This is a genomic window from Liberibacter crescens BT-1 (assembly GCF_000325745.1).
In the GTDB taxonomy this organism is placed as follows: domain Bacteria; phylum Pseudomonadota; class Alphaproteobacteria; order Rhizobiales; family Rhizobiaceae; genus Liberibacter; species Liberibacter crescens.
Genome location: NC_019907.1, coordinates 915,314 through 932,769, shown reverse-complemented (window position 1 = coordinate 932,769; position 17,456 = coordinate 915,314). Strand labels below are relative to the sequence as shown.

The following is a 17,456-nucleotide window of genomic DNA, read 5'->3' as shown; positions in this document are numbered from 1 at the left end:
GAATGATTTTATATTGATTGAAAGGGGTATAGCTCAGTTGGTAGAGCGGCGGTCTCCAAAACCGCAGGCCGGGGGTTCAAGTCCCTCTGCCCCTGCCATTTTATTTTGTAGGATTATGGTGTAGAAAGTAAGAAGTTTTTAATATTGGATTTACTTTTTGTAGGATGAAAATAGTATATTTAATTAATTGATGTCTTAATAGTTATGTGCTAAAGATGGTATAGTGTGAATGTATATGATATACAAAACGAATCTGTTAGTTTTTTTAAAGCAGGTTAAGTCTGAAGTAAAAAAGGTTGTATGGCCCTCACGTAATGAGGTCCTTATGTCTGTTATTGTGGTTTTTGTTATGATCTTTCTTGCTTCCTCGTTTTTTCTTGTGGCTGATCAGCTTATAGGATGGCTTATGCGTCTTGTTCTGAATATTGGTAATTGATTATCTGGTGATGAATATGGCGTCTCGTTGGTATGTTGTTCATGCGTATTCTAATTTTGAGAAAAAAGTTGCTCAGTCTATAGAAGAAAAATCAAAAACTAGAGGATTAAGTAATTTTTTTGAAAAGATTATAGTTCCTACTGAAAAAGTTGTCGAAGTTCGTAAAGGGCGGAGGTTTGATGTTGAGCGCAAGTTTTTCCCTGGTTACCTTTTGATTAAAGTAGAGTTAACGGATGAGGTTTATCATCTTATAAAGAATACGCCGAAGGTAACAGGGTTTCTTGGTTCTGGTAGTAAGCCTGTGCCAATATCTGATCAAGAGGCAGATCGTATTATTGGTCAGGTTGAAGATGCTGTTCAGCGGCCAAAGTCTTCTGTTGTTTTTGAGACTGGTGAGCGCGTCTGTGTTTGTGATGGTCCTTTTGCTTCTTTTAATGGTGTTGTTAAGGATGTTGATGAAGAAAGATCTCGCCTTAAGGTGGAGGTTTCAATTTTTGGTCGTGCAACTCCGGTTGAGCTAGAGTATAATCAAGTTGAAAAGATAGTTTAATGTTATGAACATTTTTGTTTTTTTGTTATAAAATTTTGAATTGATTTGTGTTTTTTAGGTTTGTTTAAGAGAGGCGTAAAATAATGGCTAAGAAGGTTGCCGGTCAGATTAAGCTTCAGGTTGATTCGGGTTCAGCGAAGCCTTCGCCACCAATTGGTCCTGCGCTTGGTCAGCGTGGTATTAATATTATGGAATTTTGCAAGGCATTTAATGCTGCAACACAGGGTATGGAAAAGGGTATTCCTATTCCTACAATTATTACTTATTATCAGGATAAGTCTTTTACTTTTACAATGAAGCAACCGCCAGTGAGTTATTTTATTAAGTTAGAGGCTAATATTAAATCAGGTTCTAAAACTCCAGGGAAATCAATAGTTGGTTCTATTTCTAGAGATAAAATTAAAAAAATTGCTGAGCTTAAAATGAAAGATATGGATTCAGTTAATATTGAGGGGGCAATGAGAATGATAGAAGGCTCTGCTCTGTCGATGGGGTTGGAGGTCACAGGTTAAGCTATGTCTAGAGTATCAAAGCGGATTCAAAAAATAAGTCAGGGTGTTGATAGATTAAAGCTTTATGCTTTAAGTGAAGCCGTATCTATGGTTAAGGAGCGTGCTGTAGCTAAGTTTGACGAAACTATTGAAATAGCTGTAAATCTCGGAGTTGATCCTCGTCATGCTAATCAAATTGTTCGAGGTGTTGCTCATATGCCAAATGGTACGGGTGTTAATGTTCGGGTGGCTGTGTTTGCTCGTGATATGAAGGCTGATGAAGCAAGGGTTGCTGGGGCTGATATTGTTGGTGCAGAGGATCTTTTTGAGGATATTAATAGAGGTAAAATAGATTTTGATCGTTGTATTGCTTCTCCAGATATGATGCCTCTGGTTGGTCGTTTAGGTAAAATATTGGGTCCTCGAGGTATAATGCCTAATCCAAGAGTAGGGACAGTTACTGTTGATGTTGCTTCTGCTGTAAAGGCAGCGAAGAGTGGTGCTGTTGAGTTTCGTGTTGAGAAGGCTGGGATTGTGCATGCTGGAATTGCAAAAGCGTCTTTTGGGGCTAAGCAGATAGAAGAGAATATTTTGGCTTTTTTCGATGCTGTGCTGAAGGCGAAGCCTGTTGCAGCAAAAGGTAATTATGTAAAGGGTATTTCTTTATCTTCAACTATGGGAGTTGGTGTAAGGGTTGAGCTTTCAAGTGTTAATGTTTAAAGTTAAATAGGTCCTCTGTGTTTGTCGTTTAAATAAACTTAATGGTTGTTATTGTGTTTTTTTGCCATGTTTATTGTGATCTTAGGTTTTGTGTTGTTGGGTTTGTAGAAGCATCGGCTGGAGATAAAAATTGAAAAGACAAGAGAAACAAAAAGAAGTTATGGAGCTTAGTAAGATTTTTAATGCTTATGGTTCAGTTGTTGTTGCTCATTATAAAGGTATTAATGTTGCACAAATTAAAGATCTTAGGGCTAAGATGCGAATGGCTGGTGGTTGTGTTAAGGTCTCAAAGAATCGTTTAGTTAAAATTGCTATTAGTGATACTTCTGCTAAAGGGATTTCGGGTCTTTTTAAGGGGCAGTCATTGATAATATATAGTAGTGATCCAGTCGCTGCTCCTAAAGTTGCTGTTAGATTCGCAAAGGATAATGAAAAGTTTGTTGTTCTTGGCGGTTCTATAGGTGAAAATGTTCTTGATGCGACCTCTATTGAAGAAATGGCTATGTTGCCAAGTCTTGATGAGCTTCGTGCTAAGATATTGAGTGCTATTCAGATGAATGCAACCAAACTTGTAAGAATTATTAAAGCGCCGTCAAGTCAAGTTGTGCGTGTAATTTCTGCTTATGCTAATAAATCTGAATAGTAGTAAATTTGTTGATTATTAAAAATTAGACTTTAAAAGTGAAGGAACTATAATATGCCTGATATAGAATCAATTGTTGAGCAGCTATCTTCTCTTACCCTGCTTCAGGCTTCAGAGCTTTCAAAGAGGCTCGAAGAGCATTGGGGAGTCTCAGCAGCAGCTCCAGTTTCTGTTGCGTCAGTCGGTGGTGTTTCTTCTGTAGCTGAAGTTGAGAAAACAGAGTTTGATGTTATTCTCGTGGGTTTTGATCAGCAGAGCAAGATAAATGTTATTAAAGAAGTTCGTTCTATTACGGGTCTTGGTCTTAAGGAAGCAAAGGATCTTGTTGAAGGTTTTCCAAAGCCTATTAAAGAAGCCGTTTCTAAGGGTGAAGCTAAAGATATTGAAGAAAAGCTTAAATCTGCTGGTGCAAAAGTAGAAGTGCGATAATTTTCTTTATGTTTTAGAGAAGATAGAGTATTGATGATCTCTTATCTTTTTTTAGAATATTTTCTAAATATATAAGCTAATGTTTGGTTATTGTTTGTTTAGGTAGAGATGTATTTTGTTTTTGTTTTTTAACTGTTTCAAAAGCATATTGATTGATTATCTCTTTCATAAAAATATTAACTGAAGCTTTCTATTTAATTTAAGCATGATAAAAAGTTAGTAAGGAGCGACGATGGCTCAGAGCTTTTCTTTCAGTGGTCGTAAGCGCATACGTAAGTTTTTTGGGAAAATTCCTGAAGTTGTCGATATGCCAAATCTTATTGAGGTGCAGAAGGCATCTTATAATCAGTTTCTTATGATCGAAGAGCCTCCCGATGGGCGTCCCAATGAAGGCTTGCAGTCTGTATTTAAGTCTGTTTTTCCTATTGTGGATTTTTCAGGTGTTGCGATGCTCGAATTCGTTTCTTACGAGTTTGATCCTCCAAAATTTGATGTTGATGAATGTCGTCAACGTGATTTGACTTATTCAGCTCCTCTTAAAGTAATTTTGCGCCTTATAGTGTTTGATATAGATGAGGATACTGGAGCAAAGTCTATTAAGGACATAAAGGAACAAAGTGTTTATATGGGTGACATGCCGCTTATGACGGAAAATGGTACCTTTATAATTAACGGAACACAGCGTGTAATTGTATCCCAGATGCATCGTTCTCCTGGGGTTTTCTTTGATCATGACAAGGGTAAGTCAAGTCCTTCAGGAAAGCTGTTGTTTGCTTGTCGTATTATTCCTGCTCGTGGATCTTGGCTTGATATTGAGTTTGATTCTAAAGATATAATCTGTGTTCGAATAGATCGTCGTCGTAAGATTCATGTTACATCATTTTTGATGTGTTTAGGCATGGATGCTGAAGAGATTCTTTCAACTTTTTATTCTAAGCTTATATATTCTAGAGATGGTAATGATTGGCGTGTTCCTTTTGAGCCCAATTTATTGTTTGGTTCTAAGGCTTTTTCAGATTTGGTTGATGCAGATACAGGTGAAGTTGTAGCAGAAGCTGGAAAAAAATTAACTGCGAGGTTTTTGAATCAGATTAAAGATAAAGGTGTAAAATTTCTTAAAGCCACTGATAGTGACTTATATGGTTCTTATATTGCAGAGGATATTGTAAACTTTAAGACAGGAGAGATTTATCTTGAAGCAGGTGATGAAATCAATGAGAAAAATTTAGAAATTATAAAAGAAGCAGGTTTTACTGAAATTCCAGTTTTGTATGTTGATTATGTTAATGTTAGTCCTTACATCCGCAATACTTTAGCTGTAGATAAAAATGAAAGTCATCAAGAAGCATTATTTGATGTTTATCGTGTAATGAGGCCTGGCGATATTCCTACAATTGCTGCTGCTGAAGCTATGTTCAATTCTTTATTCTTTGATTCGGAGAGGTATGATCTTTCAGCCGTGGGTCGAGTAAAGATGAATATGCGTCTTAATCTTGATGTTCCTGATACTTTGAGAACTATACGAAAAGAAGATATAATTGCTATTATTAAGCTTTTAGTTGATTTGCGTGGAGGTAAAGGTGAAATTGATGATATTGATAATCTTGGTAATCGACGTGTGAGATCTGTCGGTGAATTGATGGAAAATCAATATCGTGTTGGTTTATTGCGTATGGAACGTGCAATAAAGGAACGTATATCTTCAATTGAAATTGACACAGTAATGCCTCAGGATATTATTAATGCTAAACCTGTTGCTTCTGTTGTTCGTGAGTTTTTTGGTTCTTCACAGTTGTCTCAATTTATGGATCAGGTAAATCCTTTGTCTCAGATAACGCATACTCGTCGTTTATCAGCTCTTGGTCAAGGAGGTTTAACAAGAGAGCGTGCTGGTTTTGAGGTTCGTGATGTGCATCCAACTCAATATGGTCGTATATGTCCTATTGAAACTCCAGAAGGTCCAAATATAGGGTTAATTAATTCTCTTGCTACTTTTGCTCGTGTTAATAAGTATGGTTTTATAGAATCTCCTTATCGTAAAATTGAAAATAGAAAAGTAACAGATAATGTTGTTTATTTATCAGCAACAGAAGAGGAAAAGTATTATATAGCACAGGCGAATGCTCCTCTTGAAGAAGATGGATTTTTTTCAGAAGAATTTGTTGTTTGTCGTCATTCTGGAGAAGTCATGCTTGTTCCGCGTGATAATATAGATCTTATGGATGTTTCTCCAAAGCAGTTGGTTTCAGTTGCTGCTGCTCTTATTCCTTTTCTAGAAAATGATGATTCTAATCGTGCGCTTATGGGATCTAATATGCAGCGTCAGGCTGTTCCATTGCTGCAAGCTGAGGCTCCTTTTGTCGGTACTGGTATGGAGTCTGTTGTTGCCAGGGATTCTGGTGCTGCAATCGTTGCGAAGCGCGCTGGAATTGTTGATCAGGTTGATGCAACTCGTATTGTTATACGTGCTACAGAAGATGTTGATCCTTCAACTTCTGGTGTTGATATTTATCGTTTAATGAAGTTTCAACGTTCTAATCAAAATACCTGTATTAATCAACGTCCATTAGTAAATGTTGGTGATGAAGTTACTCGAGGTGACATTATAGCGGATGGTCCCTCTACGGATTTAGGAGATTTGGCTCTTGGCCGTAATGTAGTCGTAGCATTTATGCCGTGGAATGGCTATAATTATGAAGATTCTATCTTGTTATCAGAAAGAATGGTTTCAGACGATGTTTTTACTTCTATTCATATGGAAGAATTTGAAGTAATGGCTCGTGATACTAAGCTTGGTCCAGAAGAGATAACACGTGATATACCGAATGTTTCAGAGGAAGCATTAGGAAGTCTCGATGAATCTGGTGTTGTTTATATAGGCGCTGAGGTTAAGCCTGGTGATATTTTGATTGGAAAGATTACTCCTAAGGGTGAGAGTCCGATGACACCTGAAGAGAAGCTCTTGCGAGCTATTTTTGGTGAGAAAGCTTCTGACGTTCGTGATACTTCTATGCGTATGCCACCTGGCGCTTATGGTACTGTTATTGAGGTGCGTGTATTTAATCGTCATGGAGTTGAAAAAGGTGAACGTTCTATAGCTATTGAGCGGGAACAAATTGAACGTCTTGCTAAAGATCGTGATGATGAGCAAGCAATCTTGGATCGTAATGTTTATGGACGTTTAATGGGAATGCTTTCAGGGCAGATTGCAATTACTGGTCCAAGAGATTTTAAAAAAGGATCTAAACTTTCCAATACGTTAGTGTTACAATATCCTCGCTCGCAATGGTGGATGTTTGCTGTTAAGGACGAGAAAGTTCAAGAAAAAATTGAAGCTTTGCAAGCTCAGTATAACAAGTCTAAATCTCATCTTGAACGTCGATTTATGGATAAGGTTGAGAAGCTTCAGTGGGGTGATGAAATGCCTCCAGGTGTCATGAAGATTGTAAAAGTTTTTGTGGCTGTGAAGCGTAAAATTCAACCTGGTGACAAAGTGGCTGGGCGTCATGGCAACAAAGGTGTTGTTTCTTGTATAGTTCCTTGTGAAGACATGCCATTTCTTGAGGATGGTACCCCTGTAGATATTGTTTTGAATCCTTTGGGTGTTCCATCTCGTATGAATGTTGGTCAAATTCTTGAGACTCATCTTGGTTGGGCTTGTGTTGGTATTGGTAAACAGATTAGTCAACTCATAGAAGCTTATAGAGCCTATCAAAATATAGATCCTCTTCGTAAATTTCTTGAAAATGTTATTGGTAATGGTCCTAATAGGGATTCAATTGTTGATTTTGATGATGCTTCAATATTGTGCTTATCAAATCAATGGAAGTCAGGTATTTCTATTGCAACACCTGTTTTTGATGGAGCAAGCGAGAAGGATATAAATGCTATGCTTCAGATGGCAGGTCTGAATGAAAGCGGTCAATCTATACTTTATGATGGTCGGACGGGAGAGCAATTTGATCGTCCAGTGACAGTTGGTTATATTTATATGTTGAAGCTGAATCATTTGGTTGATGATAAAATTCATGCTCGTTCTATAGGTCCTTATTCTCTTGTGACACAGCAACCGTTGGGAGGTAAGGCTCAATTTGGTGGACAAAGGGTTGGAGAAATGGAAGTATGGGCTCTTGAAGCTTATGGTGCAGCTTATACTCTTCAAGAGATGTTGACAGTTAAATCTGATGATGTTGCTGGTCGTACAAAGGTTTATGAGGCTATTGTAAGAGGAGATGATACTTTTGAAGCTGGTATTCCAGAGAGTTTTAATGTTCTCGTTAAGGAAATGCATGCCCTGGGTCTTAGTGTTGATCTAGAAAATTCGAATATAGATAATAATACAAAAAAAGATGAAGTTTCTGATTTAACAAAATTTTAGATGATAATTACAAGTGCTTTTTAATGTATAAAGCATTTGTAATAGAAATTACTATTTTTAAGTTTTGAGAAATTTTCTGAGAGAAATTGATAGCTGAGGGTAGGAATGAAGCAAGGTGTCATGGGTTTTTTTAATGTAGGGAGTAATGAACAGAGTTTTGATTCTATCAGAATTTCAATAGCTTCTCCAGAAAAGATTTTATCTTTATCTTATGGTGAGATAAAGAAACCTGAAACTATTAACTATCGTACGTTTAAACCAGAGCGTGATGGTTTGTTTTGTGCTCGAATCTTTGGTCCAATAAAGGATTATGAGTGTTCGTGTGGCAAATACAAAAGAATGAAATACAAAGGTGTTATTTGTGAAAAATGTGGTGTTGAACTAACATTATCTAGTGTTCGACGTGAGCGTATGGGTCATATTAATTTATGCACACCTGTCGCTCATATCTGGTTTCTGAGGTCTCTACCATCACGCATATCAATACTTCTTGATATACCACTTAAGGATGTTGAGCGTATACTTTATTTTGAAAGTTACGTTGTTATTGAGCCAGGACTTACTTCTCTTAAAGAGCGTCAGCTTTTGAATGAAGAAGAATATATGCGTGTTGTTGATGAATTTGGTCCAGATCAATTTACTGCAATGATTGGCGCTGAGGCTATACGTGAGATGTTGGCTTCTATAAATCTTGAAAAGCTTGCAGAAGATTTGCGCTATGAACTTGGCAATACTTCTTCTGTACTTAAGTATAAGAAGCTAATGAAGCAGCTAAAAATTGTAGAAAATTTTATAAAATCTGGAAATCGTCCTGAATGGATGATTATGACAGTTATTCCGGTTATCCCCCCTGACTTGCGTCCTCTTGTTCCTTTGGATGGAGGAAGATTTGCCACTTCTGATCTTAATGATTGTTATCGTCGAGTTCTTAATAGGAATAATCGTTTAAAACGTTTAATGGAGCTGCGTGCTCCTGCAATTATAATTCGTAATGAAAAGAGAATGTTGCAAGAGTCAGTTGATGCTCTTTTTGATAATAGTCGACATAAACGTGTCATGGTAGGTGCGAATAAGCGTCCTTTAAAATCATTATCTGATATGTTAAAAGGTAAACAAGGTCGTTTTAGGCAAAATCTTCTTGGAAAACGTGTTGATTATTCTGGACGTTCTGTGATAGTGACTGGCCCTGAATTAAAACTGCATCAATGTGGTTTACCGAAGAAAATGGCGCTTGAGTTATTTAAGCCATTTTTATACGCGCGTTTAGAAGCACAAGGTCTATCTTCTACTGTTAAACAAGCAAAGAAGCTTGTTGAAAAAGAGAGACCAGAAGTTTGGGATATTCTTGATGATGTTATTCGTCAGCATCCGGTATTATTAAATCGTGCACCGACTTTACATCGACTTGGTTTTCAAGCCTTTGAGCCAGTACTTGTTGAAGGTAAGGCTATACAGCTTCATCCTCTAGTTTGTGCTGCTTTTAATGCCGATTTTGATGGAGATCAAATGGCTGTTCACGTTCCTCTTTCATTTGAATCTCAATTAGAAGCACGTGTTTTGATGATGTCAACGAATAATATTTTGCATCCAGCGAATGGTGCTCCCATCATCGTTCCTTCCCAAGATATGGTTTTGGGGCTTTATTATTTGTCAATGATGCATCAGAAAGAGCCAGGTGAGGGGATGAGCTTTTCTGATATGGGTGAATTGCATCATGCTCTTGAAAGAAAAATAGTCACATTGCACTCGAAGATTCGTGGTAGATTTAAAAGCATAGATGAAAATGGAAATATTGTTTCAAAGATTTACGATACAACTCCCGGTCGTATGATTATAGGTGAATTATTACCTCAAAATCATAAGATTTCGTTTGACATTTGCAACCAAGAGATGACAAAGAAAAATATTTCTATGATGATAGATATTGTATATCGTCATTGTGGTCAGAAAGATACGGTTGTTTTTTGTGATCGTATCATGCAATTGGGCTTTTCTTATGCTTGTCGTTCCGGTATTTCATTTGGAAAAGATGATATTGTTGTTCCTGAAGCCAAAATTAAGATTGTTGAAGAAACTGAAGCGATGGTAAAGGAATATGAGCAGCAGTATAATGATGGGCTCATTACTCAAGGAGAAAAGTATAATAAGGTTGTTGATGCTTGGGGTAAGGCAACGGATAAAGTTACAGAAGAGATGATGGCACGAATTAAATCTATTGAATTTGATTCGCAAACGGGTCGTCAGAAGCTCATGAATTCCATATACATGATGTCTCAGTCTGGAGCGCGTAGTTCTGTGCACCAGATGCGTCAGCTTGGTGGTATGCGTGGATTGATCGCTAAGCCATCTGGAGAAATTATTGAAGCGCCTATTATTTCTAATTTTAAAGAAGGCCTTACTGTGAATGAGTATTTTAACTCAAGTCATGGTGCACGTAAAGGTTTGGCTGATACAGCTCTGAGAACAGCTAATTCTGGGTACTTGGCGCGTCGTCTTGTAGATGTTTCTCAGGATTGCATTGTTTCAGAAATTGATTGTGGTACTACTAAAGGTTTAACAATGACCTCTATAGTAGATGCTGGTCAAATAGTTGCTTCTCTTGGAAGCCGTATTTTGGGTCGTATAGCCCTGAATGATATTAATCATCCTATAACAGAAAAAAATATTGTAAAATCTGGAGATCTTATTGTTGAATCTCATGTTGTTGAAATTGAAAACGCAGGGATTCAATCAGTAAAAATCCGGTCACCTTTAACTTGCGAAGCGCGTAATGGAATTTGTGCAGTATGTTATGGTCGTGATTTAGCTCGAGGTTCTTTGGTTAATGTCGGTGAAGCGGTTGGTATTATTGCTGCACAGTCAATTGGTGAACCAGGAACACAGCTTACGATGCGTACTTTCCACCTTGGTGGGGCAGTAACAGTTGTTGATCAATCTTTCCTGGAATCTTCTTATGAAGGTAAGGTAAAAATTAAGAATCGTAATGTCTTGCGAAGCTCAGGGAATTATCTTGTTGCAATGGGACGTAATATGTCTATTCAGATTTTGGATGAACGTGGGCAAGAGCGTTCTTCACAACGTATAATTTATGGTTCGAAGTTGTTCGTTGATGATGGCGATGTTATTAAGTGTGGACAACGTATGGCTGAATGGGATCCATATACACGTCCTATAATAACAGAAGTTTCTGGAGTAGTTCATTTTGAAGATATTATTGATGGCCTTTCGATAATAGAGTCTGCAGATGAATCGACCGGTATAACCAAACGTCAGGTTATAGATTGGCGTTCAACCTCAAGGGGCGCTGATTTAAAGCCAGCTATTGCTATCAGGAGTGAAGAAGGTGAGCTTCTAAAGCTTTTACGAGGTTCTGATTCTCGTTTCTTGTTGCCGATTGATGCGATTATTTCAGTCAATCCAGGACAAAAGGTACATAAGGGAGATGTTATTGCACGTTCACCAATAGCTAGCGCTAGAACAAAAGATATTACAGGAGGATTGCCACGTGTTGCTGAGCTTTTTGAAGCACGTCGTCCAAAAGATCATGCTATATTAGCAGAGATTAGTGGCACTATTCGCTTAGGACGTGATTATAAAAATAAATCTCGCGTTCTTATTGAAAGTTCTGATGAAAATGTTGCACCTGTCGAATATTTTATACCTAAAAATAAGCCATTTCATCTTCAGGATGGAGATTATGTTGAAAAGGGAGATTATATTCTTGATGGTAATCCAGCTCCTCATGATATCTTGGCTATTAAAGGTGTAGAAGCATTAGCCGCGTATCTTGTTAATGAGGTTCAGGAAGTGTATCGTCTTGAAGGTGTTGTTATTAATGATAAGCATATAGAAGTCATTGTTCGTCAAATGTTGCGTAAAGTAGAGATTACGGATGCAGGTGATAGTCAATATATTATCGGTGATAATGTTGATTGTATTGAGTTTGATGATACTAATAAAGAATTAATTGCAGAAGGTAAAAATCCTGCTACTTCTTCTCCTATTTTGCTTGGTATCACAAAAGCATCGCTTCAAACGAAGTCCTTTATATCTGCTGCTTCTTTCCAGGAAACAACAAAAGTATTAACTGAGGCCGCAATAGCAGGTAAAGTAGATATGCTTCAAGGTCTTAAAGAAAATGTTATTGTTGGTCGGCTGATTCCAGCTGGAACAGGAGGCATTTTATCTCAAATTCGTCGTGTTGCTGCTGCACGTGATAAGCTGATTCTTAATGAGAAACGTAAGATTTCTAACGAGAATCCTGCAAAAGCTATTGAATCTGTAAAGGATTTTGATAACTTAGACCACTTCAGCATTAATTCTTGAAAAAATATTTAATGTTCTATAGTAATTTAATGACTTGAATTCTCTTAAAGTTTAGAGCAGTAGGGATTGTATTCGCTTCTCAAATGTTAATTATTTTAACAAGGTCGTTGGGAACAATTTTCTTAATAGGATCCAACGAACCTTTTTTATGATGCGTATATTAATCCTCTTTAAGGATACATTATTTATTTGAATTGAATATTCTTTATCAGGGCTTTTTTATTTAAGATTACACATATTGTTTTTTTGGGTATTCCATAAACTGCTATAGAGACCTTTTTGTTCTAAAAGTTGCTCATGAGAGCCTTGTTCAATAACACGACCTTGATCAATCATGATTAAATGATCCATTTTAATCAACGTAGAGAGGCGATGTGCAATAACTATAACAGTTTTATCTTTCATGAGTGTAAAAAGATTTTCTTGGATTGCTGCTTCTGCTTCTGAATCAAGAGAAGAAGTGGCTTCATCAAGAATAAGAATAGGCGAATTTCTTAAAAATAAACGTGCTATAGAAATTCTTTGTTTTTGACCACCAGAAAGTGCAACACCATGTTCTCCAACCTGTGCATCAAGTCCATTGTTTCCCCATTTATCAGTCATTCCTTGAATAAAATCCCAAATATTTGCTTGTTTGCTTGCTTTGATAATTTCTTCATCACTTGCTGTAGGATGTCCGTAGGCAATATTTTCACGGATAGAACGATGTAATAAGGAAGTATCTTGTGTAACAACAGCAATTTTTGATCGTAAGCTTTCTTGTGTTACTTTAGAGATATCTTGTCCATCAAGAGTTATGGTTCCTGATAGAGGATCGTAAAATCGTAATAAAAGATTGATAAGTGTTGTTTTTCCAGCTCCAGAACGGCCTATTAATCCAATTTTCATTCCAGCAGGAATAAAGATATTAATGTTTTCCAAGCCAATTTTATTTTTATTATACCGAAAGGTTACATCTTTAAAGAGAATATCTCCTTTATTGATTTTTAATTCTTCTGCATTTGGGAGATTAGTAATGGAATGTGGTACGCTCAACATTTTTATACCATCGTAAACGGTACCAATATTTTCAAAAAGGATAGCAATTTCCCACATAATCCATTGTGACATACCGTTCATGCGCATGGCCAGGCCAATAGAAACTGCTATAGCTCCTATTGTTATATCATCATGAAGCCAAAAAAATATTCCTATTGCTGCTGTATTAAAAAGTGCGAATGCATTATTAAAATCAACAAAGATATTTAAGAGTGTTACTTGTCGCATTTGTTGAATAACTGTTGTCAAAAAAGAGCTCATACCAGTACCAACATATTCTTCTTCACGGCCTGCATGAGAAAAAAGTTTAAAAGTAAAGATATTCGTATAACTATCTACAATTCTTCCGATCATTGTTGCACGTGTATTTGCTTGTTTATTAGAAAAGGAAGCAATTTTTGGGATAAAGAACTTTAAAATAAACAAGTAGATAACAAGCCATAATATTAAAGGTAATGCCAATTTAAAATCTATAGTTGCAAGCATGAACAGCATTGATCCAATAAAGCTGATAGCATAGATTAAAACATCAATAATTTTTATAACTGTTTCACGGATAGATAAGGTGGTTTGCATAATTCTTGTAGAAATGCGACCAGCGAATTCGTTAGCAAAAAAATCTACTGAATGAAGTAATAACCATCGATACATCTTCCAACGTATCATCATTGTAAAACTTCCTCCTAGAGTTTGATGCATGATCAAAGCATGGAGTGTCCCTAATAAAGGTAAAATAATCAATGTAAGGACAGCTAAAAAGATCAAGGTTTTCCATTCCTTTTCAAGGAAATGACTTCGATCGGTGTTTGACAACCAGTCAACAATGTTAGCCAGAAAATGATAAAGAGTCACTTCGCTTACAGCGATTAATATCGAACAAAGTCCAAGAAGGAACAACCATAATGATGCTGGTTTTATATAGTGCCAATAAAAACTTAAAACTTTTATGGGTGGAAGTGAGAGTTGTTGAGATGGAAAAGGGTTTACTCTATTTTCAAACCAGTTAAACATAAAATTAATCTTTAATTGTGTACTTTTGTGTAATAATGTTAAAATTGAATCTATAATTGTAATATTAAAATATTATGGTTAAATCCACATTTTTTTAAAAAACTCTAAAATGAAGCCATGGTATTAGGGATACAATTATACATTATTTTACCAGAAAAGCTTTAAGAATTTCAATAATTATTATAATCTGAAGGTTGATAAGAATTTTTTAAAATTTGGCTGACAGGTAAAAAGGCTTATAGGTAAACACCATGACAATTCCTCATTTACCGTTAGGGCTTCCGGAAGATATAGAAGAAAGAAAAATTATTGCACAACAGTGGTTTCGAAGCTTACAAGAGACGGTTTGTCTTGTATTTGAGGAATTAGAAGATGCATTAACCGGTCCTTTGTCAGATCGGCCTCCTGGGCGTTTTTGTTCAAAAAACTGGTTACGGGATCATGATAACAATAAAGATCTTGGAGGAGGGTGTATGGCCATCCTCCATGGTAGAGTCTTTGAAAAAGCTGCTGTTCTTGTATCAACAGTTTATGGTGAATTATCTTCTGAGTTTAGAGCTCAAATTCCAGGAACATCAGAAGATCCAAGCTTCTGGTCTTCAGGTTTTTCCTTAATTGCTCATCCTTGTAATCCAAATGTTCCTGCTGTTCATATCAATACACGGATGATGATCACTTCTTCATATTGGTTTGGAGGAGGGACAGATTTAACTCCGCTTTTAGAGCGCCGTCGTGTAGTAGATGATGGAGATAGTCTTTTTTTTCATGGTTCCTTGAAATCATTATGCCAAAAACATAAAGTTGCTGATTATGAACGTTATAAATCATGGTGTGATGATTATTTTTTTCTTAAACATCGACAAGAGTCACGTGGTATTGGAGGAATTTTTTTTGATTGGTTGCATTCATCTGAAAAAACAGGAGGAATAAGTGCTGATTTTTCGTTTATACGTGCTCTTGGGGAGTGTTTTAGGGAGATATATCCAGAGTTGGTACGTCGTAATTTTAATACACCATTTACCGATCAGGATCGAGAAGAGCAATTAATCCGTCGAGGGCGTTATGTAGAGTTTAATCTTCTTTATGATCGGGGAACAACATTTGGTTTGAAAACAGGAGGTAATATAGAAGCTATTTTATCATCATTGCCGCCCTTGGTACGTTGGAAGTAATATTTTAAAAGACTTTGATTTTATCTCAAAAAGATGATTAATGAAAATTGTATATCTATGAATGACATTATACTGCATGAGAGCTGGAAGTTACCACTTTTAGATGAGTTTTGTAGCAGTTACATGCAAGATCTTAAAGATTTTCTTCTTTCTGAAAAGAAAAAAGGAAAGAGAATTTTTCCAAAAGGATCAGAGTATTTTCGTGCTTTGGATCTTACTCCTTTATCAAGGATTTCTGTCGTTATTCTTGGACAAGATCCATATCATGCTTATGGTCAGGCTCATGGTCTCTGTTTTAGTGTTCTTCCAGGGATCCGTCTTCCTCCTTCCCTTATCAATATTTACAAAGAACTTAAAGAAGATTTACAAATTATACCTCCTTTGCACGGATTTTTAGAGTCTTGGGCCAGGCAAGGTGTTCTTTTATTAAACAGTGTTCTTACTGTTGAGGAAGGACGTGCTGCTTCTCATCAAGGAAAAGGATGGGAGCGTTTTACAGATGCTGTTATCCGTATAATCAATAATCAATGTGAGCATGTTGTTTTTATGTTATGGGGTTCTTATGCTCAGAAGAAAGGAGAATTTCTGGATAAACGTCGGCATTATGTTCTCAAGGCTGCACATCCGTCTCCTTTATCTGCTCATAATGGTTTTTTTGGATGCCGCCATTTTTCTAAAGCCAATGAATATCTTCAGGCTCATGATCGCGTTCCTATTGATTGGTATATAGGACCTGTCACGGCTCATGGAGCTTATCAATCTGATGAATAAAGGAAATAATGATTGATGGTGAGACAGTATCATAATCTTCAGTTTTTTATTGATGGCGCCTGGCGTATGCCTTCGACATTCCAGCGATTAGCAGTGACTGATCCATCAACAGAAGATATTTTTTTAGAAATTGCAATGGGGAACAAAGAAGATATCGATTATGCGATCAGTTCTGCCAGAAAAGCATTCCCGATTTTTTCCAATACATCCGTTAACGATCGATTGGAATTAATAAAACGTATTCTTGTCATTTATGAACAACGTTCAGAAGATTTGGCTCAGGCGGTTAGTCAAGAAATGGGAGCGCCTTTATATTTTTCGAGGGAATCACAAGTTGATGCAGGAAGAAGGCATTTGGAAACGATGATTGCTGTTCTGGAGAATTTTCAATTCTTTGAAAGACGTGGCAAGACAATGGTGATGAAAGAACCCATTGGGGTATGTGCTTTAATTACTCCATGGAATTGGCCACTCAATCAAATCGTCTGCAAGGTTATTCCTGCTTTGGCAGCCGGTTGTTCCATGGTTCTTAAACCTTCAGAATTTTCTCCGTTGAGTGCTCTTGTTTTTGCTGAAATTATGGAAGAAGCAGGGACACCAAAAGGTGTGTTTAATCTTGTCAATGGTTCAGGATCTGTTGTCGGACAGGTGATGGCTCAACATCCCGAGGTAGATATGGTATCATTCACAGGCTCAAGAAGAGCAGGTGTTGAGGTTGCAAGGGCAGCTTCTGATACAGTCAAGCGTGTTGTACAAGAGCTTGGGGGCAAGTCTTCCTATATTATTTTACCAGATGCAGATTTTAAAAGGTCTGTAGGTCAATGTATTCAGAGCTGTTTTTCTAATTCAGGGCAATCTTGCGATGCACCAACACGGATGTTGGTATTAGAAGGTCATCACGGTGAAGCCGTTGAAATTGCTGTAGCAGAAGCATCTCGTTTTAAGGTAGGGAATCCTTATAAACAAGGTACTGTTTTAGGCCCTGTAGCGAATCATATGCAATTTGAAAAGGTACAGTCTTTTATCAAGAGTGGTATCGATGAAGGCGCTTGTTTGGCTATTGGGGGGGTGGGTAGACCGAAGGGCCTGGAACGTGGTTATTATGTTCAGCCGACTATATTTGGAAATGTCTCCTGTGATATGGCAATTGCACGTGAAGAAATCTTTGGTCCTGTGCTCTCCATTATTCCGTATAAAAATGAAGATCATGCGATTGATATAGCACATGATAGTCTTTATGGATTGGCAGCCTATGTACAATCAGAAGATATTGTTCATGCTCGCCAGGTTGCAAAAAGGCTTCGTGCAGGATCTGTTTATATTAATAATCCAGATTGGGATCTCTATGCACCTTTTGGAGGTTATAAACAATCAGGTAATGGTCGAGAATGTGCTGATTGGGGTCTGGAAAGTTTTCTTGAGATTAAAGCCATGATTGGTTATTTTAATACTTCCTATGAAGAAGAAAACTGATTGAATGTTTAAATGTAA

12 protein-coding genes and 1 tRNA gene are annotated in these 17,456 nt (G+C 36.9%); 12 read left to right on the top strand and 1 reads right to left on the bottom strand.

Features of this window, described 5'->3' with window-relative positions:
* Positions 1-22: 22 nt before the first annotated feature.
* The 9 genes from B488_RS04075 to rpoC all read left to right on the top strand — a co-directional run bounded on the left by B488_RS04075 (position 23) and on the right by rpoC (position 11,973).
* Positions 23-98 (top strand) — tRNA-Trp (locus tag B488_RS04075).
* Between the two features lie 131 nt (positions 99-229).
* A complete protein-coding gene (gene secE, locus B488_RS04070; protein ID WP_015273269.1) occupies positions 230-436 on the top strand; it encodes a preprotein translocase subunit SecE in 207 nt (68 codons plus the stop codon).
* A gap of 16 nt (positions 437-452) precedes the next feature.
* The gene (gene nusG, locus B488_RS04065; protein ID WP_015273268.1) at positions 453-986 is read left to right on the top strand and encodes a transcription termination/antitermination protein NusG; all 534 of its coding nucleotides are present in this window, start codon (positions 453-455) and stop codon (positions 984-986) included.
* An 83-nt stretch (positions 987-1,069) separates the two neighbouring features.
* Positions 1,070-1,498, top strand: a complete 429-nt coding sequence (gene rplK, locus B488_RS04060; RefSeq protein WP_015273267.1) for a 50S ribosomal protein L11 — start codon at positions 1,070-1,072, stop codon at positions 1,496-1,498.
* Positions 1,499-1,501: 3 nt separating this feature from the next.
* Positions 1,502-2,197 (top strand): 50S ribosomal protein L1, encoded by a 696-nt coding sequence (gene rplA / locus B488_RS04055; RefSeq protein ID WP_015273266.1) that lies wholly within the window; start codon positions 1,502-1,504, stop codon positions 2,195-2,197.
* Positions 2,198-2,327: 130 nt separating this feature from the next.
* The gene (gene rplJ / locus B488_RS04050; protein WP_041770714.1) at positions 2,328-2,840 is read left to right on the top strand and encodes a 50S ribosomal protein L10; all 513 of its coding nucleotides are present in this window, start codon (positions 2,328-2,330) and stop codon (positions 2,838-2,840) included.
* A gap of 54 nt (positions 2,841-2,894) precedes the next feature.
* Entirely contained in the window at positions 2,895-3,269 is a 375-nt protein-coding gene (gene rplL / locus B488_RS04045; protein WP_015273264.1) for a 50S ribosomal protein L7/L12, read from the top strand.
* Positions 3,270-3,501: 232 nt separating this feature from the next.
* On the top strand, positions 3,502-7,647 hold the full coding sequence (rpoB, locus tag B488_RS04040; protein WP_015273263.1) for a DNA-directed RNA polymerase subunit beta: 4,146 nt from the start codon (positions 3,502-3,504) through the stop codon (positions 7,645-7,647).
* 105 nt (positions 7,648-7,752) lie between these two features.
* Positions 7,753-11,973, top strand: coding sequence for a DNA-directed RNA polymerase subunit beta' (gene rpoC, locus B488_RS04035; protein WP_015273262.1), 4,221 nt, complete (start codon positions 7,753-7,755; stop codon positions 11,971-11,973).
* Positions 11,974-12,192: 219 nt separating this feature from the next.
* Here rpoC and B488_RS04030 read toward each other — a convergent pair whose 3' ends face one another.
* Positions 12,193-14,022, bottom strand: a complete 1,830-nt coding sequence (locus tag B488_RS04030) for an ABC transporter ATP-binding protein (RefSeq protein WP_015273261.1) — start codon at positions 14,020-14,022, stop codon at positions 12,193-12,195.
* Positions 14,023-14,273: 251 nt separating this feature from the next.
* Between B488_RS04030 and hemF the strand changes: the two genes are divergently transcribed.
* From hemF to B488_RS04015, 3 genes are read left to right on the top strand one after another with little or no spacing between them, the layout of a single operon-like run.
* A complete protein-coding gene (hemF, locus tag B488_RS04025) occupies positions 14,274-15,194 on the top strand; it encodes an oxygen-dependent coproporphyrinogen oxidase (protein ID WP_015273260.1) in 921 nt (306 codons plus the stop codon).
* Between the two features lie 51 nt (positions 15,195-15,245).
* The gene (ung, locus tag B488_RS04020; protein WP_041771110.1) at positions 15,246-15,965 is read left to right on the top strand and encodes a uracil-DNA glycosylase; all 720 of its coding nucleotides are present in this window, start codon (positions 15,246-15,248) and stop codon (positions 15,963-15,965) included.
* 15 nt (positions 15,966-15,980) lie between these two features.
* The gene (locus B488_RS04015; protein ID WP_015273258.1) at positions 15,981-17,438 is read left to right on the top strand and encodes an aldehyde dehydrogenase family protein; all 1,458 of its coding nucleotides are present in this window, start codon (positions 15,981-15,983) and stop codon (positions 17,436-17,438) included.
* Positions 17,439-17,456: the final 18 nt, after the last annotated feature.

Bases quoted from the DNA above. Each gene is read 5' to 3' on its own strand.
- nusG (WP_015273268.1), top strand. From the start codon at position 453: ATGGCGTCTCGTTGGTATGTTGTTCATGCGTATTCTAATTTTGAGAAA.
- B488_RS04030 (WP_015273261.1), bottom strand. From the start codon at position 14,022: ATGTTTAACTGGTTTGAAAATAGAGTAAACCCTTTTCCATCTCAACAA.
- rplL (WP_015273264.1), top strand. From the start codon at position 2,895: ATGCCTGATATAGAATCAATTGTTGAGCAGCTATCTTCTCTTACCCTG.
- rpoC (WP_015273262.1), top strand. From the start codon at position 7,753: ATGAAGCAAGGTGTCATGGGTTTTTTTAATGTAGGGAGTAATGAACAG.
- secE (WP_015273269.1), top strand. From the start codon at position 230: ATGTATATGATATACAAAACGAATCTGTTAGTTTTTTTAAAGCAGGTT.
- rplK (WP_015273267.1), top strand. From the start codon at position 1,070: ATGGCTAAGAAGGTTGCCGGTCAGATTAAGCTTCAGGTTGATTCGGGT.
- B488_RS04015 (WP_015273258.1), top strand. From the start codon at position 15,981: ATGGTGAGACAGTATCATAATCTTCAGTTTTTTATTGATGGCGCCTGG.
- rpoB (WP_015273263.1), top strand. From the start codon at position 3,502: ATGGCTCAGAGCTTTTCTTTCAGTGGTCGTAAGCGCATACGTAAGTTT.
- hemF (WP_015273260.1), top strand. From the start codon at position 14,274: ATGACAATTCCTCATTTACCGTTAGGGCTTCCGGAAGATATAGAAGAA.
- rplA (WP_015273266.1), top strand. From the start codon at position 1,502: ATGTCTAGAGTATCAAAGCGGATTCAAAAAATAAGTCAGGGTGTTGAT.